This window comes from Haloferax sp. KTX1 (genome assembly GCF_902410085.1).
GTDB classification, from domain to species: domain Archaea; phylum Halobacteriota; class Halobacteria; order Halobacteriales; family Haloferacaceae; genus Haloferax; species Haloferax massiliensis.
Window position 1 is genome coordinate 1 of sequence record NZ_CABPRH010000006.1, and the last position, 26,266, is coordinate 26,266.

Here is a 26,266-nt window from a genome sequence, read left to right on the forward strand (position 1 = left end):
GGTCGACGGGCGGGAGGGCGTCGGGGCCGACTTTGTCGGCGTAGGTCTCGACGTGCGAGACGGTCGGCGCGCTGTCGAGGTGTTCGTCGTCGATGCGTGCGGGGTCAAGTTCGTAGAAACACTCCTCGTCGCGGAGCCGCGGGACGGCCATGTAGACGGTCTTCCCCTCGCGGAGCGCCCGCCGCCTGACGGGGAGTTGCGGGGCGTCAGGGTTGGCTTTCACCGCGTCGGCGTCGGCCCACTCGGGCGTCGCCGCGAGTCGCTCGGCGGCCGCGTTCGCGTCGGCGAAGTTCGGGATGCGGCCGTGCGGCGGGAAGGGGAACCGGGCCGCGCCCGACGATTCGAGGTCGTCCCACACCGTCGTTCGGAGCGTCGCTTTGTCCATCGCGTCGCCGTCGCGTACTCGCGGCGGGGAGATATTTCCCCCGCTCGGGCCGCGAGCGGTTCCCGTCGTCGCGCGGGCGGTGAGTCGCTACGAGAAGTCGGCCGCCGACTGCGACAACAGCACCTTCCGCAGGACGGTGTCGGCCCCGCGGCGGACGCGCTCGGAGGCGGCCTGCGGGCTGATTCCGAGTCGGTCGGCCACCTCGTTGAGCGTGGTCTGACGGGGGACCTCGAAGTAGCCCTCCGAGACGGCAGTGACGAGCGCCTCCTGTTGCTCGCTGGTGATGTCGAAGTTGTAGACGCCCGGCTCCCCCTCCGAGAGGGTGTAGATGCGCTCGACGTGGAACTCGATGCCCTCGTCCTGACAGCGGTTGTGGAACGCGGTCAGGCCGGTGTGGTCGTTGAACCGGAGGCGGAACAGCCACGGGTCGTTGCCGTGGGCTTCGAGAATCGTCGCCTCGCTGTCGGTGAGAATCCGGGTCAGACTCGACGGGGTATCGCCCCAGTTGACCTTGTACAGCACTCGGTCTTCGATGCGGGCGACCGCCGTCAGGTCGTCGACGATGCGGTTGTGTCGGACGGCGCGTTCGAACGCCTCGAAGTCGGTGCCGTGCGCCCAGAAGAACGGCATGACCTCACCGCCGGTCGGGACGACGCGCTCTAGCTCGATGTGGACGCCGTTCGACACGGCGGTGACCCTCCCGAGGTCGAAGCTCTCCGAGTCGATCGTCAACTCGACGATTACGGCCATTACTGGCTCTCCTTTCGTAGCCGCTGTATTGAACTCTCCCGTCGGATTACTATCACGAAACGCGCCCCGAACGCGGTCGGTGAACGACCAGTGCGCATCACGTTCAGGAGCGGTTCGACCGACGGCGGCCGTCTCTGTCCACGTTCGGTTCGCACGCGCGTCACGTTGCGTTCCGAATGCGGTACTTCAATGACCGGACTGTGAAAGCAGAAAGGGAATGGGGGCTTGCTAACTATGACCCCTCGGGGACGTAGTTGTGAACGCACACAGACAACGACAGCCGTCCGCCGTTCGACCGCGTCGTGACGGCGCGGAGGCGTACGGACGTGTGATTGACGGGTCGCGCTCTCGACGGTACCGGTATCGGGTGGTGTTCACCGGGTGCCCGGAGCGGGGCCGTTCGGCGGCTCGCGGGAGGCGCGTTACCTCGGCGTCTCGCGCCCGTCGCGCGACGCCAGTTCGGTCTCGACGGAGGCCGAGCCGATGGTAGCCGCAACGTCCCCTCGACTCGACGAGGCGCTCGACGCCCTCGGAAACGTCCATCGGCGACGGTTGCTGCTGGGCCTTCGCCGACGGCGACGCGCGCGCCTCGACGCGGCGACGCGGGACGCGGCCGTTGGTGGCGGCCGCGACCGCGACCGCCTGAAGGTGGAACTGTTCCACGTTCACCTGCCGAAACTCGCCGACGCGGGCTTCGTCGAGTGGAACCGTCGTCGCGGTTCCGTCGCGCGCGGCCCTCGATTCGACGAAATCGAGCCGCTGTTGCGACTCCTCGACGAACACGCGGGCGAGCTCTCGGCCGGCGGCTGTGACTGACGCGGCCGCCGCATTCACGCGTCGTCGGCGAGTCGTCGTGGGGGCGACTCGCCCGGAGACGTGTTCTTTTCGACGGTGACGCCGCCGGCGGTGAGCCCATTCCGCCCACCTTATCCGTCGCGGTGGCGAACCACGGGTATGTTCGAAGACCGACCGGACCGCGACGAAATCGTCCTCGTCGGGCGGTCGAACGTGGGGAAGTCGACGCTGATGCGAGAGCTGACGGGTCACAGCAAGTTCACGACGGGCAAGAAGCCCGGCGTCACCCGCAAACCCAACCACTTCGACTGGAACGCGGAGAAGTTCATGTTCACCGACCTCCCCGGGTTCGGCTTCATGTCCGGCGTCGACCGCGACACCCGCGAGGCCATCAAGACCGACGTCGTCCAGTACATCGAGGAGCACGCCGACGACATCCTCGCGGCGGTGCTGGTCGTCGACGGGAAAAGCGTCATCGACATCATCGACCGCCACACCACCGAGGACTCCATCCCCCACGACGTGGAGATGTTCTTCTTCCTCGACGAACTCGACATCCCGACCGTGGTCGCGGTCAACAAGATGGACAAGGTCGACGACCGCGACGAGCGGCTGAACGACCTCTGTGACCGCCTCGGGCTGTTCCCGCCGTGGAAGCAGTGGCGGAACGTGGTCGCGCCCATCACGGCCAAGCGCGGCGACATCTCGCACCTCGAAGACGCCCTGCGGTCGCACCTCCACGAGCAGGGCCGCGACGACCTGTTCAAGTTCCTCTGAACGAGGCGCTGACGCGCCGGCGCACCGCCCGCTGCTCGGACCGCCTCGCCTTCACGCCACGCGGTTCGTGAGCGGGTCGCCGGCGGCTATCTTCTCGACGTTCTCTCCCACGAGCGCCGCGATGTCCTCGTGGTACTTCCCCGTCGCGGCGCTCACGTGCGGCGTGACGAGCACCTCGTCGAACTCCCACAGCGACGACGCCGCGGGCAGCGGTTCCGTCTCGAACACGTCGAGCGCCGCGCCCGCGATGTCGCCGCCGTCGAGCGCCGCCACGAGGTCGTCCTCGTCGACGACGGGGCCGCGCGCGACGTTCACGAGATAGGCGTCCTCGCGCATCGCGTCGAGTTCCGGCGCGGCGACCATGCCCTCTGTCTCCGCGGTCAGCGGCATCGCCAGCACGACGAACCGGGCGTCGGCGACGGCCTCGTGAAGCCGGTCGGGGGTGAACACCGTCGAGACGTGCTCGACCGGGTCGCCGGAGCGCCGGACGCCGACGACGTCCATCCCGAGGGCGGCCGCGCGGTCGGCGACACCCCGCCCGAGAGTTCCCAGACCGACGACGCAGACGCGCTCGCCGTCGAGGGTGAACGGCTCCTCGTAGCTCGGGAGGTCCCACTCGCGGTCGCGCTGGGCGTCGCGGTAGGCGTGGAGGCGGCGGGCGAGCGTCAGCATGTAGGCGACGACCGTCTCGCCGACCGTGGTCCCGTGGACGCCGGTGCTGTTCGTGAGGGCCGTGCCGGCCGCCTCGTAGTCGGCGACGGGGAACTCGTCGTAGCCGGCGCGGACGCAGTGGACCCAGTCGGCCCCGACGAAGGCGTCTCTGTGGCCGAACGTGGCGACCGCGTCGCCCGGCCCGAACTCCTCGCCGTCGCCGACGCGCTCGACGGGCACGCCGCGGCCCGAAAGCGCCTCGACGAACAGCCCCGGCGGCATCACGCGACCGACCGACTCGTCGACCGCGATGCGTTCGATGTGCATGGCCGAGGGGTCGCGGCGGCCCACGAAGGAAGTTGCGCCTTCGGCGCGGGTGTCCGGTTTCGGGCGGCCGACGAGCGCCCGCCCGGTCACAGCGGGTGGCCTGCCGCGAGAAGCGCGCACGCGACGCTCCGGGGTGAAGTCGGTTCGGTGTAACGGGAGGCGCGTCGTCAGTAGTTGGTGGCTCGGATGAAATCTATCATCACAAGGGGCTGAGTGGGGGTAACCTTCGTCATCGCCACCGAGTCGGAGTCCGGGGCGGACGCTCAAGAATCCACCCTTTTGGCCCCGCCGGGCGGCGGTCATTGCCCCGGTTCCTCTGCTCCCGTCTCAGTCGTTCCGCGCCGCCAACGCGGCGTGTTCGGCCGCGACCGCACCGATTTCGCCCGTGCCCAACGCGCCGTCCTCGGTGACGACCCCCGCGACAAGGTCCGCGGGAACGACCTCGAAAAGCGGGTTTGCGGTCTCGATGGCGGCCTCGCCGTCGTACAGCGCGCCGGCGTCCTCGCCCACGAAGCGGTCGTCGCCGCGGACCTTGTCGCGGGCGCAGACGGCGAAGACGGGCACGTCGGCGCGGGCGGCCGCGAGCGCGACGGGGAGGCTTCCGACCTTGTTGACGACGCCGCCGGACGCGAGCACCGAGTCGGCTCCGAGGAAAACGGCGTCGACTCCCCCGCCCGCGACGAGTCCGGGGAGCGCCGCGTCGGTGGTCAGCGTCGCGTTTAGTCCGCCTCGGGCGAGTCGCTCCGCGACGCCGACGCCCTCGCCGCCCGGTCGGGACTCGGCGACGAGGACGGCGGCTTCGGCGACCGCCGCGGCTTCGAGCGCCGCGAGGACCGTCCCCGACCGCGAGAGCGTGGCGAGTCGGTCGTAGCCGCGGTCTCCGATGAGTTCGGCGGCGCGGGCGGCCGCCGCGCCGTCCGCTTCGGCAGCGTCATCGATGGCGGTTTCGGCGCGGCGGCGGACCGATTCCGGGTCGGGCCCTGACTCCGCCATCACGCGGTTGACGCGGTTCTCGACGGCGGCCATGCTCGGGCGGGCGTCGCGGAGTCGCCGGGCGACCGACGCGAGCGCGTCCCGCGAGTCCGCCTCGGCGGCGGCGTCGCGAAGCACCTCCAGCGCCCGGAGCGAAATCCACGCCGACCCGTGGGTCTCGTCCTCGGCGACGGTCTCGACCCCGGGCGCGACCCGGCGGTAGGCCGCCCACAGTCCGGGGACCGCCTCGCGCTCCCGAATCGCGGTCGGGTGGACCCACTCGACCGCGGCGAGTTCCTCGTTGGTGTCGACGTCGCGGCTCCCCGCGTCGAACAGGAACGGGTGGACGGTCCACTCGCGTCCCTCGTCGGCGACGGCGAGGGGTTCTCCGGCACGGACGAGGTCGGCGTCGGCCTCGCGGACGCCGACCTCCTCGGCGAGTTCGCGCCGGGCGTCGCGCTCGGCGTCGGCGGGGTCGCCCTCGACGTAGCCGGAGACGCCGGCCCAGCGGCCCTGATACGTTCCGACCGCCTCGCTCCGGCGAGCGAGGAGGACGCGCCCGCCGTGTCGGAGGAAGACGGTGACGACGTGTGGCATATCCTGACCTACGTCGGCGACTGACAAAACGACTATTCAGGCCGGTCGCGTGGTATCGGTATGCGACTCGCTATCCTGAGCGACACGCACGTTCCGGGGCGGGCCGACGGGATTCCGGACTGGGTCGAAGCCCGCGTCCGCGAGGCCGACCTCGTGATTCACGCGGGCGACTTCGACTCGCCGGACACGCTCGCCCGCCTGCGCGACCTCTCGGCGCGGTTCGTCGGCGTCCGCGGGAACGTCGACCCGCCGACCATCGACCTCCCGTTCGTCGATATCGCGGAGGTCGACGGGCTCACGTTCGTCGTCACTCACGGCACGGGCACGCGGACCGGCTACGAATCCCGCGTCGCCGACGCGGTCAGAGACGCCGCGAGCGACGGCGCGGTCGGCGTCGCGGGGCACATCCACGAGGTGGTCGACGAGACGGTCGACGGCGTCCGCGTCCTCAACCCCGGCACCGCGACGGCGGCGAACCCGGGCGACGACGCGACCATGATGGTCGGCACGGTCGCCGACGGCTCGCTGTCGGTCGAGGTCGTTCGCGACGACTGAGGCGCGCGCCGCCCGCCCCCGAACCGACCCTTCCCGCTCGCCTGCGATACCGGCCCGGTTCGCCAGCATCCCGTCGTTTTTCACCGCCCTCGCCCTCCGACTCGGTATGGAGCTGTTTCCCGTCCCCGACGTGCCCGAGATTCGCGAGGGCGACGACCTCGCCGCCCTCGTCTCGGAGCGCGTCGACCTCCGGCCCGACGACGTGGTCTGCGTCGCCTCCACGGTCGTCTCGAAGGCCGAAGGGCGGTTCGCCGACCTCGACGACTTCCCGGCCGGCCCGCGGGCGCGCGAACTCGCCGCCCGCCTCGCCGAACTGACCGGCGACGAGAAGGACCCGCGGTTCGCGCAGGCGGTCCTCGAAGAGAGCGTCGACCTCGTCATGACCGAGCCGTTCCTCCTGACCGAGACGCGGTTCGGCCACGTCGGCGTCAACGCCGGCATCGACCGCTCGAACGTCCCCGACCACGACCTGCTGTTGCTCCCGAAGCGCCCGAGCGAGTCGGCCGAGCGCATCCGCGCCGGCGTCGACGCCGACCGGGTAATCGTCACCGACACCTGCGGCCGGCCGTTCCGACACGGCCAGCGCGGCGTCGCCATCGGCTGGGCGGGGCTGCGCGCCTCCCGCGACTGGCGCGGCGAGGCCGACCGCGACGGCCGCGAACTCGGCGTCACCGTCGAGAGCGTCGTGGACGAACTCGCCGCGGCCGCCAACCTCGTGCAGGGCGAGGGCGACGGCGGCACGCCCGTCGTCGTCGTCCGCGACTTCGAGTGGGGCGACCACGGCGAGAGCGACGCCCACTTCCGCGACGTCGACGGCGACTTCGTGCGACAGGCGCTCCGCGAGTGGCGCTACGACCCCTGACGACCCATTTCTGCATCTCACACTCACACCATGCTCGGACTCGAACTCACCCCGGAACACCCCGTCGACGACCTCGTCGAACTGGGCGCGCAGGCGGAACGCGAGGGCTACGACTCGTGTTTCGTCTCGTGCCACTACAACAACCGCGACCCCTTCGCGGTCCTCGCGCGACTCGCGGCCGAGACCGACGACATCCGCCTCGGCCCCGGCGTCGCCAACCCCTACGAAATGCACCCCGTGACGCTCGCCGGCAAGGTGGCGACCGTCGCCGAGGCCTCCGACGGCCGCGGCCTCCTCGGCATCGGCCCCGGCGACCCCTCGACGCTCCGCAACCTCGGCCTCGAAGACGAGCGCGGCCTCCGCTCCGTGCTGGAGGCGTTCAAGGTCGCACAGAAGCTCTGGGACGGCGAGCGCGTCAGCCACGACGGCACGTTCGAGGCGACCGACGCCGGCCTCAACTTCGACGTGCCCGGCGAGGTGCCGGTGTACGTCGGCGGCGAGGGGCCCCACATGTGCCGCATGGCCGGCAAGCACGCCGACGGCCTGCTGTTCAACGGCTCGCACCCCGACGACCTCGCGTGGGCCAGAGAACAGGTCGATATCGGCGTCGAGGACCGACCCGACTCCCGCGGCGAGTTCACGCTCGCCGCCTACGCCAGCGTCTCCGTCTCGGAAGACGAGGACGCGGCCCGCGAGGCCGCCCGGCCACCGGTCGCGTTCATCACCGCGGGGGCGGCCCCGCCGGTCCTCGACAGACACGGCATCGACGCCGACCGCGCGAGCGACATCGGCGAGAAGATTTCCGCTGGCGCGTTCTCCGAGGCGTTCGGCCTCGTCACGCCGGAAATGATAGACGCCTTCTCGATGGCCGGCACGCCGGACGACGTGGCCGACCGGATGGACGCGGTGCTCGAACACGCTGACGGCGTCGTGGTCGGGTCGCCGGTCGGCCCCGACCTCGAAGAAGCGATTACTCTCGCTGCTGCGGCCTACCGGTCGACGAGCCGATACCGATAATTCCGAGTTCCGCGCCGATTGCGCCGAGGGTGACGTAGGCGAACGCGCCGACGGAGACGGCCATCACGGCACCCCCGGTGAGGATGAGCACCGGCGACAGGATATCGCTCGTCGCCACGCTTGCGAAGTTGAACACCAACTCGACGAGGCTCTGCAGAATCGCGATGACGAAGTCCGTGAGTGTTGCCATGCGCGACTCTCGGGATTCGGGGGTATTGATTGTGTGGGTTTCGCACGACGCTCGCCCCGACCGCCGAGACTCCCACCGCCCCGCGGTTCGCGGCGGCCGGCCGCAACGCTCGGTCGGCACCGATAAGAACCGCGCGCACCGACCCGGACACATGCCGAACCGCTCGCTCGACGACTTCGCCGGCGGCGACGATGGCGCGGCCGACGAACCGACGGCCGACGCCGACGCTGACGGCTCCGACGTCGCGGACGACCCCGGCGATTCCGACGACCCCGACGACCGCGGCGTGAGCACGCTCGCCACGTACCGATGGACATCCGAATCCACGCCGTGCCCCCAGTGCGGCGAGTCGGTGCAAAAGCGGTGGCTCGACGGCGACGAGTACGTCTGTCTCGACTGCAAGGACTGGTAGCGGCCGGCCAAGCCAGTTCTGTAACTATCCGGCAACTATCTCCGCACCAGCTATCGCGCCACTTCGCACGACCCTCTCGGAGTGGCTCGGCAACGTTGCTCTCGCCGAACTCCTATCCGAGCCGACCGCTTCGCCGGCCGAACCCGCGGACGAACGTCTCCTCGTCGATAGAGAGCACCGTCGGCCGGCCGTGTGGGCAGGTGTAGGGCGTCTCGCACGACCCGAGTCGCTCGATTAGTCGCGCGGCCTCGTCGTCGGTGAGGTCGTCGCCCGCTTTGATGGACGGATGGCACGCGAGGTCTTTCAGTAGCGCGTCCCGCGGGTCGGCGTCGTCGCCGGCGGCGACGTCGGCCACCACGTCGGCGAGCGCGTCCGGGGCGAACGGCCGGCCGAGCGGTGCCGGGACCGCTTCGACGCGGTACGTTCCGGCCCCGTCCCCGTCGCCGAACTCGGCGACGCGGAATCCCAGTCCCTCGACGAGGCCGCGGTTCGCGTCGAGGAGCGCGGCGTCGGTCGGCGACAGCGAGACGGTCGCCGGCGGGTCGACGGGGACGGCGTCGATGCCCGCCGACTCGACGGCCTCGCGGAGTCGCTCGTAGTTGACGCGCTCGTGGGCCGCGTGCTGGTCGACGACGAGGAGTTCGTCGCCGGCCTCACACAGCAGGTACAGACCGCGGAAGCGCCCGATGACGCGGAGGTCGTCGAACACCGACGCGGCCTCGACGGGCGCGAGCGAGCTATCGAGGTCCATCGCCACCTCGCCGCTCCGCCGGAGGTCGGCCGTCGACAGCGCGTCGCGGACGCTCGCCTCGACCGCCTCGGCGACCGCGTCGGCGTCTCTGAAGCCCACCTCGTCCTTCGCAGGGTGGACGTTGTGGTCGACCCACGCGGGCGGCAGGCGGAGTCGGACGACGCCGACCGGCTCGCGCCCGTCGGGAAGCAACGTCCCGTAGCCGTCGGCGACCGCCCGGCGGACTCGCGGTTCGGCGAGGGCCCGGCCGTTGACCGAGACGTGGACGTGGTCGCGCCGGGAGCGCGTCACCTCGGGGTGGCAGAGCGCGCCGTCGACCTCGACCGCGGCCGTCTCGCCGGCCGCGGTGACCTCCCGAACCGCGTCGAACGTCGTGGCGTGGCTCGCGGCGTCGCGGCCGTACACCGCCAAGAGCGCGTCGGCGAAGCGGTCGGTCCCGGGCGTCGTGAGCGTCTCGCGGCCGTCGTGTCGCAGGACGAACCGCACGTCCGGCCGCGCGAGCGCGTAGCGGGTGACGACCGCCGAGACGCGGGCGAACTCGGCTTTCGGCGACGCGAGCGACTTCTTCCGGGCCGGGCGGTCCGAAAACAGGCCGGTCACGTCGACGGTCGTCCCGCGCGCCCGCCCCGCGGGCGAGACGGTCTTCCCGTGTTCGCTGTCGGCCGCCTGCTCCCCGCCGTCGACCACGACTCGCGTCCCGCGCGGGCCGCCGTCGTTCGTCGTCAGTTCGAGGCGGGCGGCGGCCGCGGCGATGCTCGGAAGCGCCTCGCCCCGGAAGCCGAGCGTCTCGACGGTTTCGAGGTCGTCGGCCGCCGCGAGTTTGCTCGTCGCGTGCCGCTCGACCGCGAGCGCGGCGTCCGACTCGGCCATCCCGCGGCCGTCGTCGGCAACGCGGATTCGCTCGGTCCCGTCGCCGCAGACCTCGATTTCGACGGTTTCAGCGCCGGCGTCGAGCGCGTTTTCCACGAGTTCGACCGCGACGCTTGCCGGGCGGGCGACGACCTCGCCGGCGGCGATTTTCGAGCGCGTCTCCGGGTCGAGTCGGCGAATCATTCGAGTCTTCCTTTGAGGTCAGAGAGGAGGTTCAGCGCCTCCAGCGGCGTGGTGTCCGCGAGGTCGGCCTCGCGGAGCGCCTCGGCGACGGCTTCGAGTTCGGGGGCCGGTTCGGCAGTCGCGGTCGTCGCGGTCGTCGCAGTCGCTCCGTTCGGCTTCTCGCGCTGGCCGTGGCCGTTCTCCAATCCGTCGACGTAGGCCGCGAGCGTCCCGTCTTCCGCGGCCTCGGTCACCTCATCGGTCTCGCCGTTCGCGGCGGCGGCGACGTCGTCTTCCTCCGTGCTCTCAGTGTCAGTCTCGTTTTCGTCCACGAGGTTCCGCGCCCGCTCGACCACGCTTGCGGGTACGCCGGCCAACTGCGCCACTTCGACCCCGTAGGACGACGAGGAGGGGCCGTCGGCGACGCTGTGGAGGAACGTGACCTCGCCGTCGCGCCGCGCGGCGGTGAAGTGGAGGTTGAGCACGCCCTCGCGGTCGTCGGCCGCGTCGGTGAGGTCGTGGTAGTGGGTCGCAAACAGCGTCGTCGCGCCGACCTCGTCGTGGAGGAACTCGGTGGCCGCGCGGGCGATGGCGAGGCCGTCGGCGGTGGAGGTGCCGCGGCCGACCTCGTCGAGGAGGACGAGCGAGTCGCCGGTGGCGTTGTGGAGGATTTCGGTCAGTTCGCTCATCTCGCGCATGAAGGTGGACTGGCCGCCCGCGATGTCGTCGGACGCGCCGATGCGGGTGAACACGCGGTCGAGCACCGGCAACTGCGCCGACTTCGCGGGGACGAAACTCCCGACCTGCGCGAGGACGCAGACGAGCGCCACCTGCCGCATGTACGTCGATTTCCCGGACATGTTGGGGCCGGTGACGAGCGCGACGCTCCCCCGCGGGAGGTCGGCGAGGTTCGGCACGAACTCGTCCTGCGCGCGTTCGACCACGGGGTGTCTGCCGGCGTCGATGTGGATACCGCCGCCCTCGCCGGTCGCCCCGGCTTCGTCGGTCGAGCCGGCCGAGGAGGCGGCGTCCCCGTGGAACTCGGGGCGGGCGTAGTCGTTCGCGACCGCCACGTCCGCGAGCGTCCGGAGCGCGTCAAGGTCGGCGAGGGCGTCGGCGACGGCCTGAATCCGGGCGGACTCGGTCGCCACGTCGGCGCGGACCTCGCAGAACAGGTCGTATTCGAGGGCGTCGGCGCGGTCCGAGGCGCGGAGAATCTCGTCTTCGCGCTCCTTCAGTTCGGGCGTGTAGAACCGCTCGGAGTTCTTCAGCGTCTGGCGGCGCTGGTAGTCGCCGGGGACGCGGTCGAGGTTCGGGTTCGTCACCTCGATGTAGTAGCCGTGGACCTGATTGTAGCCGACCTCCAGCGAGTCGATGCCGGTGCGCTCCTGCTCGCGGGCTTCGAGGTTCGACACCCACTCGCGGCCCGCCTCGGCGGTGCCGCGGACGTCGTCCAGTTCGGCGTCGAAGCCGTCGGCGATGACGCCGCCCTCGGTAATCTCCTGCGGCGGGTCGGAGACGACCGCGTCGCCGACGAGGTCGCGCACGTCTTCGAGTTCGTCCAGCGAGTCGCGGAGGTCCGCGAGGAGGTCGGCGTCGGTTCCGGCGAGCGCCTCGCGAATCTCCGGAACCCGGTCGAGCGTCGTCTTCAGCGAGCGCAGGTCGCGGGCGTCGGCGCGCTCGCGGGAGACGCGGGCGACCAGCCGTTCGAGGTCGTACACCGACGAGAGGTGGTCTCGGAGGTCGGCGCGGGCCAGCGCGTCGTCGCAGAGGGCCTCCACGGCGTCCAGTCGGCCCTCGATTCGGTCACGGTCGACGAGCGGGCGGCGGAGCCACGCCTCAAGCCGGCGGCGACCGAGCGCGCAGGCCGTCTCGTCGAGGACCGAAAACAGCGTGCTCCCGGCGCGGGCGCTCCGCGAGTCGAACAGTTCGAGGCTCCGGATGGCGGTCGCGTCGAGTTGGAGGAACTCGCGGGGGTCGAACCGCGTGACGCGGGTGACGTACTCCAGTTTTGAGTCGCCCTGTGCGTACTCGGCGTAGGCGAGCGCCGCGCCGACCGCCCGGAGTTCGGCGTCCGATTCGACCACGGCGTCCGGCCGGGGCGCGTAGGCTGACAGCGTCTCGCGGGCCGCGTCGGCGTCGAACGCCCCCGGTTCGAACGGCGTCTCCATCGGGTCGAACGGGAGGTCCGGGAGGTCGCAGTCGGGGCCGACGACGAGTTCGGCGGGCGCGAGGCGCTCCAGTTCTTCGAGCGCTAGCGCGCGGTCGGCCCCGGTGACGAGGCACTCGCCGGTCGAGACGTCCACGACGGCGAGGCCGTAGGTGTCGCTGTCGGCGTCGGCGTCGCTGTCGCTGCCGCGGTCTCCGCCGTCGCCGCCGCCCCGAGCGACCGCGCCGAGATAGGTCGCTCGCCCGCCGTCGAGCAGTTCCTCGTCGACGACGGTGCCGGGCGTGATGAGTTGGGTGACCGCGCGGTCGACGAGGCCGGACGCCTCCTCGGCGTCCTCGACCTGTTCCGCGAGCGCGACCCGGTAGCCGGCGTCGAGCAGGCGTTCGAGGTAGCCCGCGGCGTTGTCGATGGGGATGCCCGCCATCGGCCACGTCCCGGTGGAGTCCTCGCGCTGGGTCAGCGTCACCTCGCAGGTGCGGGCGACGGCCTCCGCCGCGCCGCAGAACGCCTCGTAGAAGTCGCCGACCTGAAACAGCACGACGGCGTCGTCGTGTTCCTCGCAGCGGTCGGCGTACTGCGAGAGCATCGGCGTCAGGTCGTCCCGCGCTGCCAGCATCTCCGGCGGCGCGCCGTACACCGCCTCGCGCTGGGCGTCCGCGTTCATACTCACACCCGGGTCGCCGAGCGATAAAAACGCCCGGGAACGCCCCGGTCGCCGGTCGTCGGGCCGAATCGTCCCCACGACTGAGGCGTGTGTACGCTCGACGGGGCCAGTGTGGACACCCAGCAAGGTTAGGTAGACTGAGGCAATACTAACATGCAGAGACCCGTCGGCGGTGCGGACGGTCGGCGGGGCATCCGGAATATCAATGACTGATGCACATGCAGACGCCGACTTCGACCCCGCGCTCTCGGTCGAGGCGGTGTCGGACCTCGCGACACGAATCTCCGAGAACGTCGAACGAGTCATCGTCGGCCACCACGACGCCATCGAAGACATCATCGTGACGCTGTTCGCCCGCGGGCACCTCCTGTTGGAGGACGTGCCGGGCGTCGGCAAGACGATGCTCGCCCGCGCCATCGCCACCTCGATAGAGGGGTCGTTCGAGCGCATCCAGTTCACGCCCGACCTCCTCCCGTCGGACGTGACGGGCGTGAACGTGTTCAACCAACAGACCAGCGAGTTCGAGTTCCGCGAGGGCCCCGTCTTCGGCAACGTCGTCCTCGGCGACGAGATAAACCGCGCGCCGCCGAAGACGCAGGCCGCGCTCCTCGAAGTTATGGAGGAGCTACAGGTCACGGTCGACGGCGTCACCCGCCGCGTCCCCGACCCCTTCACCGTCATCGCCACGCAGAACGACGTGGAACCCGACCGAACGTACGACCTCCCGCTGGCCGAACTCGACCGGTTCATGAAGAAGATCCACCTCGGCTACCCCAACGAGGCCGAGGAGACGGAACTGCTCGGCCGCGTTTCGGGACACCACCCCATCGAGTCGCTCGAACCGGTCGCGTCGGCCGGCGACGTGCGCGACGCCCGCGAGCGCATCCTCGACGTGACGGTGAGCGAGCCGGTCCGCCGCTACGTCTCCAGACTCGCCGCCGACACCAGAGCGAGCGCCGACCTCGGCGTGAGCCCCCGCGGCTCCATCGCCCTCGTCCGCGCCGCGCAGGCCCGCGCCGCCCTCGACGCCCGCGACTACGTCGTCCCCGACGACGTGCAGCGCGAGGTGCGGAGCGTCTGGGCCCACCGCGTCAGGACGACCGACGAGCGCTCCGGCCGCGAGGTGGTCGAGCGAGCGCTCGACACCGTCGCGGTCGAGTGAGACCGATGCGGCTCACGCTCCGCGGCTGGGTCGCCGTCGCGGTCGTAATCGTCGGCGTCGCCAACGCCGTCGCCTACGGCCCGCGGGCGCTCAACGCCGTCGTCGTCCCGGTCGCCGTCGGCCTCGTCGTCGGCGCGGTACAGGTCTGGCGCGTCTCGCCGCCCCGCGTCGAACGCGTCGCGCCCGACGACGGCTTCCCCGGCGAGACGCGCACCGTCTCGCTCGACATCGACGCCGACAGGCCGTTTCCGGCGACTGTTTCCGACGCGCTGTCGCCCGGGCTCGACGGCGACACCGCGTTCGACTCGGTCGTCGGCGACGGCCGCGTCGACTACGAGGTGACCTTCCGCGGTCGCGGCCCGGCGACGCTCGGCCCGGCGACCGTCGTCGCCCGCGACATCCTCGGCCTGTTCTCGAAGTCGTTCACCGCCGGCGAGACGACCGAGGTGCTCGTCTTCCCGCGGGTCCGGTCGCTCGGCGTGGCGGCCCGCCGCGACCTCTCGGCGCTCGCCGACGCGGGCCGCACCGACGAGCGCGCCGAGTTCGACCGCCTCCGCGAGTACGTCCCCGGCGACCCGCTCCGCGACATCCACTGGAAGTCGAGCGCCAAGTCCGGCGACCTCGTGGTGAAAGCCTATTCCGACCGGGTCACGGCCGACACGGTGCGCGTCTCGACCGGCGCGACCGACGGCCACGAGGACGACGCGGCGGAGGCGGCCGCGACGCTCTGCTGTGCGCTCCTCGACGCCGGCGTCCCGGTCCACCTCACCTCGCCCGCGGGGGTCGTGGAGGCGACGCCCGGCGACCGCCGGCGCGTCCTCGAACACCTCTCGCGGCTCCGCTCGGGGTCGGTCCCCGACGAGACCGCCGAGGTCGTCGTCAGCGGCGACGCCGGGAAGACGCACGTCGCGCTCGGCGGCCGCGAGACGACGTTCGACCGCCTGCGCGCCGAGGGCGACGCCGCGGGCGGTTCGAACCGGAGCCCGGCGAGTCGCGTCGGAACCCGCGGTGCCGGCTCGGGGGTGTCGGCGTGACGGTCGCCGGCGAGTCGTCGTCTACTTCAGCCGGCTCGACGAACACCGTCTTCGGCGTCCCCGCCGACCTGCTTTCGACGGCGGCCTCGCTGGTTCTCATCGGGGCGTTCCTCGCGGTCGTCTACGACATCACGGACGTCGTGGGCCGCCGCGACCAGTTCCTCCTCCTCGCCGGGGGGACCCTCGCCCTCGCCACCGTCGTGGGCTGGACGCTCCGGCCCCGCTACGCGCTCGGTCTCGCGGTCCTCATCGCCGCCGGCGGCTTCGCGGCGTACTTCCTCGCGCTCCCCGAGAGCCAACTCGCGTTGCTCTCGCCGGAGCGCCTCTTGGCCGACACGTTCGCGCTCCTCAGCGGCCTGTCGGCGCTCAGACTCCTGTCGGCCGACGTGTGGGCGCTCGCGGTGACGCCCGGGCCGGTGTTCCTCGCGTGGTACCTCGCGATCCGCGGGCGAATCGCGCCGGCCGTCGCGGTCGCCGGGAGCGGTCTCGGCCTGTTCGTCCTCACCACCGACGCCACGGGGACGCTCACGCTCCTCGGCGTCGGCGCGGGCATGGCCGCGGTCGGCTTCGACGGCATCGACCGCTTCGGGAGCGCCGGCGGCCAACTCGACGTGCTGACGCTCGTCCTCGCCGCGATGGTCGTCCTCTCGGCCACCGTCACGGTCCTCCCCGGCGCGGGCGGGTCGCCGGTCCTCCCCGACGAGGGCGTGGCCGACCAGCCGACCGTCGAGGCCAGCCTCGTGAGCGCGGACGACCGCATCTCCGTCGTCGGGAGCATCAGCCTCTCGCCGCGGGTCCGCTTCGAGGTCCAGAGCACGTCGCCCGACTACTGGCAGACCGCGACGTTCGACCGCTACACCGGCGACGGCTGGGTCAGGACCGGCGACACCCGCGACTACGAGGGCGGCCGGCTGGCCGGTCCCGATGGCCCCTCGCGGCTGGTCCGCCAGACCGTCACGCCGGCGACGCCGCTCGATTCGATGCCCGCGGCGTGGCGGCCCGTCGCCGTCTCCGGCGACATCGAAAACGAGACGCTCGTCACTCAACAGGGGAACCTCCGGCCCGACCGCACCGTCGAAATCGGGGAGACCTACAACGTCACGAGCGAGGTCCCGCAGTACACCCCGGCGTCGCTCCGGCGGACGGGAACCGACTACCCCGACGAGATACGCGAGCGGTATCTCGCGCTCCCCGACAGCACGTCAGACCGCGTCCGCGACCGCGCCGCCGAGATAGCGGGCGACGCGGAGACGCCCTACGACAAGGCCGTCGCGGTCGAGGAGTGGCTCGAAGCCAACAAGGAGTACTCGCTCCGCGTGTCCCGCCCCGACGGCGACATCGCCGAGTCGTTCCTCTTCGAGATGGACGCCGGCTACTGCACCTACTACGCCTCCACGATGGTCGTGCTCCTCCGCTCGGAGGGCGTCCCCGCGCGGTTCGTCACCGGCTACACGACCGGCGAGCAGGTCGGCGACGACCGCTACGTCGTCCGCGGCCTCGACTCCCACGCGTGGGTCGAGGTCTACTTCGAGGACACCGGCTGGGTCCGCTTCGACCCGACGCCCGCCGGCCCCCGGCAGGACGCGGAGTCGAGCAGTCTCAGTGACGCCCGCGACGAGGGACTGACGGGCATCGACACCAACGAGACGACCCCCGAGTCGAACGAGACCGAACGGCCCACGACGACCGCGACCGACACTCCGACGCCGACCGAAAACGGGACCGAGACGAACGAGACGCCCGCCGGCGGCAGCCCGCCGGGGCCGAGCATCGACGAGCGCCTCGGCGTCACGCCGACCGGCGACGGCGCGGCCGAAGACGACGGCGGCGGCCTCGTCCCCGAACTCCCCTCGCGGGAGACGATGTTCGTCGGTCTCGTCGGCCTCCTCGGCGTCGTGGCCGGCGTCAGGCGAACGCGGCTTCCGGCGCACCTCCGGTTTGCGACCGCGGCGTATCAGCGGCGCACCGACTCGCCGGCCGCCGACGTGTTCCGGGCGTACGACCGCCTCGAACTCGCCCTCGAACGCGAGTACCGGCCGCGCCGCCCCGGCGAGACGGTCAGGGCGTACCTCGATTCGCTCTCTCGGGTCGGCGTCGACGAGCGGACCCGACAGGTCGGCCGACTCTACGAGCGCGCGAAGTACGGCGACGGCGTCACCCGCGCCGACGCCGACGAGGCGGTGGCCGCGGCGAACGCCGTCGTCCGCGCTCGTCTGCCGCTCGTCAGACGCTGGACGGACTGAGCGGCGCGAAGAACCGCGTCACTTTTTCTGCGTGCGCTCGCACGAACGGTCAATGGCGACACGAGACGCTGTCTTCGTACTCCTGTGTGCCGCCCTCTGCGTGCTCGCCGTGGTCGCGCCGACGGCGGCCGCACAGGAGGCCCCCGCGAGCGGCCCGGGCGTCGAACCGCTCGTCCAACAGGGCGTCGAACCGGACAGCACGCGAATCGTCGTCGACGTCTCCGAGAGCGGCGACGCCACTTGGGAGATTCAGTACTGGACCCGCCTCGACGACGAGAACACCACCGAGGCCTTCCAGTCGCTCCGCGACGACGTGCGGGCCAACCCCGACGACTACACCGCGGCGTTCGCGGAGCGCATCGCCTCGACCGTCGGGGCCGCCGAGAACGCCACCGGCCGGGAGATGACCGCGACGAACGTCTCGGTCTCGGCGGAGACGCGGTCGCTCCCCGATAGCTTCGGCGTCGTCAGCTACTCCTTCGAGTGGTCCAACTTCGCGGCGGTCGACGGCGACCGCCTCGTCGTCGGCGACGCCATCGAGGGCTTCTTCCTCGACAGTAGCTCCCGGCTCATCCTCTCGTGGCCCGACGACTACGACGCGACCACCGTCGAACCCGCGGGCGACGAGACGCGCGAGCACACGGTCATCTGGCGCGGCTCGCAGACCGAGTTCGTCTCGGGCGAGCCGAGCGTCGTCCTCGAACGCGGCGCTGGCGGTCCGGGAACGACGGCGACGGCGTCGCCGACCCCGGTCGACTCGGAGACGCCCGCCGCCGGCGACGACCCGTTCCCGACGACGACCGCGCTCGTCGCGGTCGTTCTCGTCGTCCTCGTCGGTGCCGGCGCGCTCTATCTCCGCTCGCGGGGCGCGCTCGGCGGCGGCGACGGCGGTGCAGACGCGGCCGGCGGTACGGACGCCGGCGCGCCCCCCGAGTCGGCGACCACAACCGCGGACGAAGCCGACTCGGCGTCGGCGGCCGACGCCACCACCGCCGCGGCGAGCGCCGGCGCGGGCGCGTCCGAGGACGAGTCCGACGCGGGCGACGGCGGCGACGAGCCGAGTCCGCCGCCGGAACTCCTCAGCAACGAAGAGCGCGTCCTCCGACTCATCGAGTCCCGCGGGGGCCGCATCAAGCAACAGGAGGTCGCCGGCGCGCTCGACTGGACCGACGCGAAGACGAGCAAGGTCGTCCGCGGGATGCGCGACGAGGGGACCATCGAGGGCTTCCGCCTCGGCCGCGAGAATGTCCTCCGCCTGCCCGAAGACGACGAGGGCGCGGACGCGGACGACGGCGACCCGAAAGGAGTATAAATTTCTTACGACTGTTTATACCGGTGGTAAGTCCCTAATCGGCAGACGGAGGCGACCCGGTCGAGATTCCCAAACTGCCGTTGACTGGGGTTGATTCGCGGGTACGACCGCACGTTTATATCGGAACGCGGCTCCAAAGCGGGAGTGATGAGTCGACGAACCGCTGCGCTCGTCGTCGCCGCCGCCGTGTTGCTGGCGACGGTGGGCGCACCGCTCGCTCTCGCCGCCCCGGCCGGACCGATAGGAACGACGGCCGCCGTCACCGATGGGTCGGTCGCGGCCCCCGTTGCACAGACGACCGCGAACGACAGCGCGACCAACGACAGCGCCGCGTCGTCGGAGACGCTCCCAGGTCAGCGCCTGTCCGCCGTCATCGGCGTGCAGGGCTCGGAGACCGACGGGGAACTCGAACGCCGCGCCTTCGAGACGCGCTTCGCGAACGCGAACTCGAACGCCTCGAAGGCCGCGGTCGTCGCCACGCAGGTCGACACGGTCCGCGAGCGCCTCACCGAACTCGAACAGCGTAAGGACCGCCTCGAAGCCCAGCACGCCGACGGGACGCTCTCTGAGGGACAGTACCGCGTGCTGTTGACTCGGACGGTCGCCGACATCGAGCGCACCCGGAGCATGCTGAACCAGACGACTGACGCCGCCTCGACGGTCCCCTCCGAGGACCTCTCGGCGCGCGGCGTCGAGACGGCCGAACTCGATAGGCTTCGCACGAACGCGAGCGAACTCACCGGCCCCGAAGTGGCCGAAATCGCCGGCGAACTCGCGGGGAACCCCGGGAGGGGAATCGGCCGCGAGCGCGCCGCGAACGAGTCGGACACCGACAACGGCGGACAACCGAACGACGCGGGGCGGGGTGACGCCCCGGGAAACTCGCGTTCTGAGGCGAGCGGCCGCGCCGATGACGTTCGCGCCGACGACGGCACCGCGCCCAACGGCAACGCGACCGATGGAAACGAGACTGCCGCGCCCGGCGACGCGTCCGAGCGTCCCTCGGACGGCGCTGACCGCGGCAACGCCCCGGACACGCCGCCCGGAAACGACAAGCGCGCGAGGGACGTTGACGAGAGCGGCCCCGCTGTGAACCCCGACGACGCGACGACGGACGACGAATCGGAAACGTCGTCCGCGGACGACTCGGGCGCTTGAGGCCGGGGACGGCGACCCCGCCTCCCGATACTGTTTAATATCCCCATCCTGTAGGTCCACACTGTAATGTCGGAAGTCTGCTCGACGTGCGGGCTCCCTGAAGAGCTCTGCGTCTGCGAGGACGTGGCGAAAGAGTCTCAGGAGATAGTCATCCGCATCGACGAGCGCCGCTACGGAAAAGAGGTTACAGTCATCGAGGGATTCGACCCGAGGGACGTCGACATGGACAGCCTGTCGTCGGACCTCAAGTCGAAGTTCGCTTGCGGTGGAACCGTCGAAGACGATTCCATCGAACTCCAAGGCAATCACCGCGGCCGCGTGGAGGACTTCCTCCGCGAAAAGGGGTTCAACGTCGCGTGACCGACCTCTGAATTAGCCCGCCGTCGAGATTTTTGCGACGCGAGTCAGCGCGCGCGAGCCGTTAGTCCGCCGATTGCTCGACTCTGTTCGGTCACGTCACCGTCCGGCGACGCCGCCGTTCAGCGACGCTCGTCGCCGCCTTCTTCGCTGTCGCCGTGTCCCTCGTCGAGACCCTCTTCGAGCGGGCCGTCCCACGCCGCGAGCCCGCCGGCCATGCTCTCGATGCGGGCGTTTTCGGTCCCCTCGTAGGCCGAAAGCAGGCGGACGGCCTGCACGCTGGCCTCGCCCCGCGGGCAGACGGTGACGACGTGCTCCGCGCCCGCGACGCGGTCGAGGTGCGAGACGAGGTTCGAAAGCGGGACGTTGATGCTCCCCGGCACGTGCCCGAGCGCGAACTCGGCTTCCGTGCTCACGTCCACGACGAGCGGCGGCTCCTCGCCGTCGAGGAGCGCCGCGACCTCGTCGGGAGATATCTCGTCGACCATCTACAGCAGGCCCTCGTCGCGGGCGAGGAGGACGCCCTCGACGGTCGCGTCGTTCGTCGGCGGTTCGGTCGCCCGCTCGATGGCCTCCTCGACCGGGACGGCGCGGACCGAGAGGAACTCGTTGTCGTCGAGGTCGCGCTCGACCGGCGTGAGGCCCTCGGCGAAGACGAAGCCGCGGCGGTGCCGGAGGACGCCCGTCGAACACCACACGTCGCCGATGACCGACGCCGAGTCGGCGGCGAAGCCCGTCTCCTCGCGGAGTTCGCGCACCCCGGCGTCGGTAAAGGACTCGCCCTTTTCGACGACGCCCGCGGGGAGTTCGAGCTGGGTCTGGCGGATGTTCGGCCGGTACTGCTCGACGAAGACGACGTGGTCGTCCGCGACCGCGACGACGACGACCGCGGTCGCCAACTCGGCCCAGTAGTAGCGCTTCGTCGTCCCGTTGGGCTGTTCGACGAGGTCGTAGCCGCCGGTGAACCAGCCGGTGTCGTACTCGGTTTCGGATTCCAGCACGCGCCACTCGGGGTCGGGCAGGCGCTCGTGTCGGCGGCCGTCGTCGGTCATCGGTCCGCTCCGGTCGCATCGCCGCCGAGCCCGCCGGCGTCGGTCGCGGTGTCGTCGTCGGCTCCGGCCGACTCATCGTCGTCGCCCTCGGGCTCCTCGCCGAGGAGCGCGTCGCGGTAGACGCGGCCGAAGGCGTTGCGTCGGAGTGTGCTGACTGCGGCGTCCTCCTCGTGTTGGAACGTCGTCGCCAGCACCGTCTCGGCGAAGGGGACCGCGTGCCACGCGACGCGCTCGACATCGGGGTTGCCGAGTTCGACGACCTCGTAGTCCTCGTGGGCCGCGCGCCAGTCGTCGAACTCGGCGCGCGTGCCGACCGTGACCGAAAGCGACTCGGCGAAAAGCGCGTTCCGGACGGTCTCGACCACGTCGCCGGTCACGCGGTCGCGGTACTCCTCGCGGTCGAACTCCATCGCCTTGGCCGTCTCGCGGACGACCACCTGTGCGGTCGGTCCGACGCGGTCGAAGGCGGCCTCGGCCTCGTCGAGCGACGCCGGCGCAATCGTCCCGTGGGTTTCCATCGCCAGTCGGTTCGGGGCCCGGACTTACGACTCTTTCCTGTCCGCGTCGTCTTCGGTCCCCCCGTCGCGGCCGTCGGCATCGGTGGCGTCGCGGGCGTCGGCGTCGTCCTCCCGCGGCGCGTCCTCGGTCTCGCCGTCCTCGCCGTCGTCCGCGACCATCTCGCGGGTGAGCGACCGCGCCTCCTCGAAGATGCGCGCGGCGTCGCCCGACAGCGACTGCGACCCGTCGGAGCCGCCGAACGGCTGCGGCTCTCGGTCGGGAATGTCGTGGTCGTGTTCCTGTCCGTGCGCGTGACTGTGGCCGCGGCCGCCGGTTCGGTCGACCGTGTCCTCGAACACCTCGTCGAACTCGCGTTCCGCCGCGAGGTCGGAGACGAGCGGGCCGAGCGAGTCGGCGTTCAGGTCGGCCCACTCGGGGGCGTGTTCGTCCAGCCACGTCTCGTGGTCGTCGCCGTGGACGATGGCCTGTAGCGCGAGGTGGTTCGCGAGATGCGTCTCGTCGCGTTGCGGCGCGTCGCAGACCGGACAGGCGTATCCCATACCCTCCGGTAGCGGCTCTGTGTACCAAAACCCGTCGCACTCTCGCGTCGCGCCACGTCGGCGTCGTCGGTCGTCGAAGAAATGTGACCGCGTCGCCCGCGTGGTGGTGGTGGTGGTGGGTCGCGGGCGAGCGGCCGTCACGGCACCGCGTAGGGTGCCGCGTCCGGTGGTGGTAGTGGTGGTGGTGATACCGACTCGTTCGTGTGTCGATGCGTCAGGCGGAGGTGACGATGACCGTTCCGTCGGCCCAGAGGGTCACGTCGCAGGCAGCGTACCGGAACTCGATGTGACCGCGCGAGGGAGCCACCGACCCGCGAGTGCCGCCGTCCGTCATCGCTGGCCGCGCCAGCGGGGCGAACAGTTGACACAGCGCGTCGGGGTCGATAGCCTCGGACAGCAGTGGGAGGTCGATGGCGTCCACGCCTCTCAGTTGGGCGGTCGCGGTGACGACGGTCACCGCGAGGGTGTCTCGGCCGCCCCAATCGTGTCGGGCGACGACCTCGTCGGTTGTCTCCGTGTTCCATCCCACATCGTTGCCCGGTAGCACGCGAGTTTCGTCCATGGTTCGGTTCGCGTCGACACCTCGCCGACGGCCGTATCGACGGTGCTCCCGGATATAGCGGTCGCTGCTATCCAACTAGTGGTGGCGCGCGTGCCACCTCTAGGTACCTAGAACCGTAACTGAAAATCAGTTGGTATCGCTGGTAGATGTGTGGTATGTTATCATTCGAAGACCCGTTCGACCAGCTTTCGCTCGGCCGCGCGCAGGTGGTACTGGTATGTCGGCGCGCTGATGTCGAACGTCTCGGCGAGCGTCTCGGCGGTGCTGCGGCGCGGCCACTCGTAGAAGCCGGCGAGGTGGGCCGCCCGAATCGACTCGTGTTGCCGGCTCGTCCACGCCTCTCGCATCTCGGCGGCGAACGTCTGCGGCGAGTCGGCTCCCTCGGCGGTCCGCCGCGACAGCAGCCCCGTCCCGGGGTAGTTCGCGTCGAGCGCGTCGACGAACGACCGGACCCGGATTCGCTCGGGGACCTCGGCGGTGAGCGTGGTCTGGGTCGGCGTCGCGTCGAGCGCCCGCAGCGTCGCCTCCGAGGCGTACAGCGTCTCGAACAGCGACTCCCGCGGGAGGCGCAGTTCGAACAGCGACCCCGAGTCGTCGGTCGAGACGTGGCGCACGCGGGTCGCGATGTCCCGCCCGGCGGCGACGACGTCGTCTGGTTCCGCGTCGCTGGCGACGAACGCGATGACCGAGCCGTCGGACTGCGGGATGACGCCGCCGAGGCTCACCGCGTCGCCGACCCGCCGGGCGAGTCGCGACAGCGACAGTCGGTCGCCGCCGAGCCGTATCTGCACGTCCGTCCGGCGCTCTGTCAGCATGGCGTCGGCGCGCCCCGTGGCCGCGAGCGCGTAGCCGACCGTCTCCCCCAGTTCGGTGAGCAAGCCGTCGTCGTTGTCGACGACTTCCGACCCGGTCGCGTGGACGACGAGCAGCGCCTCCACCCGGTCGTCGGCGACCGCGGGGATGACCGCGACGGCGCGGAACCCGTAGCTGAGCGCGTCGCCGCGGTGGTCGGCCCACGCGGGGTCGTCGAGCACGTCCGCTATCACCCGTATCTCTCGGCTCTCGATGGCGGCTTCGAGCAGCGAAAACAGCGGCTCCGCGGTCGCTACTTCCCCCAGTCGGTCGGCGTAGGCGGTGTCCGCGCCGTGGACCGCGTCGCTCGGCGGGCGGTACGTCTCGTCTACGTCGCTGGCCTCGGCGTGCCAGACGACGGCCACGCCGTCGGCGTCGACGAGTTGTTCGGCGACGGCCGACAGCGCCTCGCCGCGGGTCGGCGCGCGGATGAGCGACCGGTTGATGTTCCTGATGGTCGCGTTGATTCGGTCGAGACGCGTGAGCGCCTCGTTTTGGGCTTCGAGCCGGCGGTCGCGCTCGCGCAGCTCCGCCTCGGCGTCGATTCGGTCGAGCAGTTCCTCGACGGTCGCCGAAAGCAGGTTCACGAGTTCCACGTCGACGTCGTCGGGCGCGACGGTGCCGGGGTGGCCGGTGACGAGCACGCCGTGGCGACCCAGCGGCGCGGCGATGACCCGCTCGACGCCGTCGACGACGCCCCCGTCGGGCGCGAGTTCGACCACGCGGACGTCGCCGGAGACGAACGCGTCCCAGACGCCGCCGCGGTCGAGGCCGCCCTCGAACGGCTTGTCGCCGAGCCCGGTCCCGGCCGCGCCCACGCGGACGAGGCTCGTGTCCGCCTCGTCGAAGACGTACAGCTCCGTCCGGGCGTCGCCGAGCACCTCGTCGCAGGCGTCGACGGTCGCGCGGAGGACCGCCTGTCTGTCGGTCGCGCCCATCATCTCGCGGGTCCGGTCGTGGAGCGTCGCCAGCAGGCGCTCGTAGCGGTGTCGCTTCGTCACGTCGCGGAGGACGCCGACGGAGCCGATTTCCTCGCCGCCGACGACGAGCGGCGTCCGGTGGTTCTCGACGCGGACGACCTCGTCGTCGGGCGCTCGGAGTTCGAACTCGACGATTCCCCGCGACGCGGCCGCGAACGCCTCGTCGCTCCCGTCGGTCGCGGTCGCGTGCTCGGCGAGCAGCCCCGTCGGCGACCCGATGACGCGGTCGCGGTCGAGGCCGGTGAGCCGCTCGAACGCCGGGTTGACCGCCGCGAACCGCCCCTCGTCGTCCAGCGCGTACACCGCGTCGGCGACGGCCTCGACCATCCGCCCGTACTGCTCGGCTTCGGCCTCGCGTTCCAACTGCTCCGTGATGTCGGTGAAGTAGACCGACAGCCCCGTCTCGGAGGGGTACGCCCGAACCGCGTACCACGTTTCGAGGCGGTCGTAGTAGGTCTCGAACGTCGCGGGCTCCTGTCGCTCCATCGCGCGCTCGAACTCCTCGCGGAAGACGGCGGCCTCGGGCACCGAGTCCCAGATGCGCGTCCCCAGCACCGACGCGGCGGACATGCCGAGCCCGTGTTCGGCCGTCGAGTTGACGTAGGTGACGCGCCAGTCCGCGTCGAAGCCCATCACCGCCTCGTCCATCCGCTCTAAGACCTCCGAGAGCGCGCTTTTGAGTTCGTGACGCTCGGTCGCCGCGCCGACGACGGCCGCGATGTTCTCCAAGAACAGCACGTCGTCGTCGGCGAACCGACCGCGGGCGACCGCGTGGACGACGATGGCTCCCCACCGGGTTCCGTCGCCGCGGATGGCCGCGCTCATCCCGCTTTTCGGCACCGACGCCCCCGCGCCGTCCGTGTGCTCGAAGCGCCCGTCCGCGTCGAAGTCGTCGACGAGCGTCGAGCGCCCGGTCCGGTACGTCTCGGCCGCCTGCGTCCCCTCGGTCGCGGTGGGTCCGCGACCCCGACTCGCCGACCAGCCCGCGGCGGCGGCGACGCGAAACGCGCCGTCGTCGAGGCCCTCGAACACCGTGACCGAGTCCGCCCCGAGCACGTCGCGGACCCGGCGCGCGGCGTGGTCGAGCGTCGAGTCGAGGTCGACGGCGGTCAGCGCCCGCGTGCCCACCTCGGAGACGACGCGCTGTTGCTCGATGCGGTCTCTGTGGTTCCGCGCGAGGGTGTACTCGCCGAGCGCCCGCTCGACGCGGGCGGCCAGCCACGACATCGTCTCCGGGTCGTCGTCGCGGACGACGTAGTCCGTCGCGCCGGCGTCGACCGCGCGCGCCGCGACCTCGCTGTCGGCGGCCGCGACGACGACGGGAACGTCGAGCCCCTGCGCGTAGACGTCGCGGACGAACGCCTCCTCGTCGCCGGCCGCCGTGGGTGCGGTAAGAACGACACAAGACACGGCCGCCGAGGTGGAGACGAGTTCCGCGCGCGCCGCGGCGGGGGTGCGGACGTGGCGGACGGCCGTCGCGTCGCCGAGCGACGACAGCGACGAGTCGAGGGCCGCCGCGAACTCGTCGTCGTCACTCACACAGAGCACGGTGGGGGACGGTAACACAACCCGTGTACGCGGCTCGCCTT

At 71.2% G+C, this 26,266-nt stretch carries 24 protein-coding genes and 1 pseudogene; 12 read left to right on the forward strand and 13 right to left on the reverse strand.

Features of this window, described 5'->3' with window-relative positions; all coding sequences use genetic code 11:
* Together FY251_RS10835 and FY251_RS10840 are read right to left on the reverse strand one after the other, a co-directional pair.
* Window positions 1-385 (reverse strand): annotated as a pseudogene (locus FY251_RS10835) (5-formyltetrahydrofolate cyclo-ligase); the annotation flags it as partial.
* 87 nt (window positions 386-472) lie between these two features.
* Window positions 473-1,135, reverse strand: coding sequence for a helix-turn-helix domain-containing protein (locus FY251_RS10840; RefSeq protein ID WP_089776884.1), 663 nt, complete (start codon window positions 1,133-1,135; stop codon window positions 473-475).
* A gap of 483 nt (window positions 1,136-1,618) precedes the next feature.
* Between FY251_RS10840 and FY251_RS10845 the strand changes: the two genes are divergently transcribed.
* Complete coding sequence (locus tag FY251_RS10845; protein ID WP_148414798.1) at window positions 1,619-1,951, forward strand: hypothetical protein; 333 nt, start codon at window positions 1,619-1,621, stop codon at window positions 1,949-1,951.
* A 138-nt stretch (window positions 1,952-2,089) separates the two neighbouring features.
* Entirely contained in the window at window positions 2,090-2,707 is a 618-nt protein-coding gene (gene engB, locus FY251_RS10850; RefSeq protein WP_148414800.1) for a GTP-binding protein EngB, read from the forward strand.
* A 51-nt stretch (window positions 2,708-2,758) separates the two neighbouring features.
* On the opposite strand, the gene ddh is transcribed toward engB, so the two are convergent.
* Both ddh and FY251_RS10860 read right to left on the reverse strand, forming a co-directional pair.
* Window positions 2,759-3,685, reverse strand: coding sequence for a D-2-hydroxyacid dehydrogenase (ddh, locus tag FY251_RS10855; RefSeq protein ID WP_148415086.1), 927 nt, complete (start codon window positions 3,683-3,685; stop codon window positions 2,759-2,761).
* Window positions 3,686-4,012: 327 nt separating this feature from the next.
* Window positions 4,013-5,254, reverse strand: a complete 1,242-nt coding sequence (locus tag FY251_RS10860) for an NUDIX domain-containing protein (RefSeq protein ID WP_148414802.1) — start codon at window positions 5,252-5,254, stop codon at window positions 4,013-4,015.
* Window positions 5,255-5,314: 60 nt separating this feature from the next.
* Here FY251_RS10860 and FY251_RS10865 point away from each other — a divergent pair, with 60 nt between their 5' ends.
* The 3 genes from FY251_RS10865 (at window position 5,315) to FY251_RS10875 (ending at window position 7,688) form a co-directional block, all read left to right on the forward strand.
* A complete protein-coding gene (locus FY251_RS10865) occupies window positions 5,315-5,809 on the forward strand; it encodes a metallophosphoesterase family protein (protein ID WP_148414803.1) in 495 nt (164 codons plus the stop codon).
* 106 nt (window positions 5,810-5,915) lie between these two features.
* A complete protein-coding gene (locus tag FY251_RS10870) occupies window positions 5,916-6,671 on the forward strand; it encodes a coenzyme F420-0:L-glutamate ligase (protein ID WP_148414805.1) in 756 nt (251 codons plus the stop codon).
* A 30-nt stretch (window positions 6,672-6,701) separates the two neighbouring features.
* A complete protein-coding gene (locus tag FY251_RS10875; RefSeq protein WP_148414807.1) occupies window positions 6,702-7,688 on the forward strand; it encodes a 5,10-methylenetetrahydromethanopterin reductase in 987 nt (328 codons plus the stop codon).
* Here the strand turns inward: FY251_RS10875 and FY251_RS10880 are convergent.
* The gene (locus FY251_RS10880; protein WP_148414809.1) at window positions 7,642-7,878 is read right to left on the reverse strand and encodes a hypothetical protein; all 237 of its coding nucleotides are present in this window, start codon (window positions 7,876-7,878) and stop codon (window positions 7,642-7,644) included. The genes FY251_RS10875 and FY251_RS10880 overlap by 47 nt on opposite strands.
* A 151-nt stretch (window positions 7,879-8,029) precedes the next feature.
* Here FY251_RS10880 and FY251_RS10885 point away from each other — a divergent pair, with 151 nt between their 5' ends.
* Window positions 8,030-8,290 carry a zinc ribbon domain-containing protein gene (locus tag FY251_RS10885; protein WP_148414811.1) on the forward strand — a complete coding sequence of 87 codons (261 nt, stop codon included), beginning with the start codon at window positions 8,030-8,032 and terminating at the stop codon, window positions 8,288-8,290.
* 112 nt (window positions 8,291-8,402) lie between these two features.
* Here FY251_RS10885 and mutL read toward each other — a convergent pair whose 3' ends face one another.
* On the reverse strand, window positions 8,403-10,094 hold the full coding sequence (gene mutL / locus FY251_RS10890) for a DNA mismatch repair endonuclease MutL (protein ID WP_148414815.1): 1,692 nt from the start codon (window positions 10,092-10,094) through the stop codon (window positions 8,403-8,405).
* Window positions 10,091-12,907: a DNA mismatch repair protein MutS gene (mutS, locus tag FY251_RS10895; protein WP_148414817.1), complete on the reverse strand. Its 2,817-nt coding sequence runs from the start codon at window positions 12,905-12,907 to the stop codon at window positions 10,091-10,093. Before mutS ends, mutL begins: the two co-directional genes overlap by 4 nt.
* Before the next feature lie 205 nt (window positions 12,908-13,112).
* On the opposite strand from mutS, the gene FY251_RS10900 reads away from it, so the two are divergent.
* From FY251_RS10900 to yciH, 6 genes are all read left to right on the forward strand, one after another.
* A complete protein-coding gene (locus tag FY251_RS10900; RefSeq protein ID WP_148414818.1) occupies window positions 13,113-14,069 on the forward strand; it encodes a MoxR family ATPase in 957 nt (318 codons plus the stop codon).
* A gap of 5 nt (window positions 14,070-14,074) precedes the next feature.
* Entirely contained in the window at window positions 14,075-15,103 is a 1,029-nt protein-coding gene (locus tag FY251_RS10905; protein ID WP_148414820.1) for a DUF58 domain-containing protein, read from the forward strand.
* Window positions 15,100-17,346, forward strand: a complete 2,247-nt coding sequence (locus FY251_RS10910) for a DUF3488 and transglutaminase-like domain-containing protein (RefSeq protein ID WP_148414822.1) — start codon at window positions 15,100-15,102, stop codon at window positions 17,344-17,346. Before FY251_RS10905 ends, FY251_RS10910 begins: the two co-directional genes overlap by 4 nt.
* 52 nt (window positions 17,347-17,398) lie before the next feature.
* Window positions 17,399-18,658 carry a hypothetical protein gene (locus FY251_RS10915; protein WP_148414823.1) on the forward strand — a complete coding sequence of 420 codons (1,260 nt, stop codon included), beginning with the start codon at window positions 17,399-17,401 and terminating at the stop codon, window positions 18,656-18,658.
* A 147-nt stretch (window positions 18,659-18,805) separates the two neighbouring features.
* A complete protein-coding gene (locus tag FY251_RS10920) occupies window positions 18,806-19,816 on the forward strand; it encodes a hypothetical protein (RefSeq protein ID WP_148414825.1) in 1,011 nt (336 codons plus the stop codon).
* A 66-nt stretch (window positions 19,817-19,882) separates the two neighbouring features.
* Window positions 19,883-20,176 carry a stress response translation initiation inhibitor YciH gene (gene yciH, locus FY251_RS10925; RefSeq protein WP_004041826.1) on the forward strand — a complete coding sequence of 98 codons (294 nt, stop codon included), beginning with the start codon at window positions 19,883-19,885 and terminating at the stop codon, window positions 20,174-20,176.
* Window positions 20,177-20,295: 119 nt separating this feature from the next.
* Here the strand turns inward: yciH and FY251_RS10930 are convergent, their stop codons facing one another.
* The 6 genes from FY251_RS10930 to FY251_RS10955 form a co-directional block, all read right to left on the reverse strand.
* Complete coding sequence (locus FY251_RS10930; protein WP_148414827.1) at window positions 20,296-20,661, reverse strand: rhodanese-like domain-containing protein; 366 nt, start codon at window positions 20,659-20,661, stop codon at window positions 20,296-20,298.
* Window positions 20,662-21,225 carry an NUDIX hydrolase gene (locus tag FY251_RS10935; RefSeq protein ID WP_148414829.1) on the reverse strand — a complete coding sequence of 188 codons (564 nt, stop codon included), beginning with the start codon at window positions 21,223-21,225 and terminating at the stop codon, window positions 20,662-20,664. It abuts the gene before it with no gap.
* Window positions 21,222-21,743 (reverse strand): DUF5809 family protein, encoded by a 522-nt coding sequence (locus tag FY251_RS10940; protein ID WP_148414831.1) that lies wholly within the window; start codon window positions 21,741-21,743, stop codon window positions 21,222-21,224. The genes FY251_RS10935 and FY251_RS10940 overlap by 4 nt, the downstream gene beginning before the upstream one ends.
* A 24-nt stretch (window positions 21,744-21,767) precedes the next feature.
* Window positions 21,768-22,283 carry a DUF5810 domain-containing protein gene (locus FY251_RS10945; RefSeq protein WP_148414833.1) on the reverse strand — a complete coding sequence of 172 codons (516 nt, stop codon included), beginning with the start codon at window positions 22,281-22,283 and terminating at the stop codon, window positions 21,768-21,770.
* Between the two features lie 214 nt (window positions 22,284-22,497).
* Window positions 22,498-22,845, reverse strand: coding sequence for a HalOD1 output domain-containing protein (locus tag FY251_RS10950; protein WP_148414835.1), 348 nt, complete (start codon window positions 22,843-22,845; stop codon window positions 22,498-22,500).
* Between the two features lie 161 nt (window positions 22,846-23,006).
* Window positions 23,007-26,216 carry a GAF domain-containing protein gene (locus FY251_RS10955; protein WP_148414837.1) on the reverse strand — a complete coding sequence of 1,070 codons (3,210 nt, stop codon included), beginning with the start codon at window positions 26,214-26,216 and terminating at the stop codon, window positions 23,007-23,009.
* Between the last annotated feature and the right edge of the window lie 50 nt (window positions 26,217-26,266).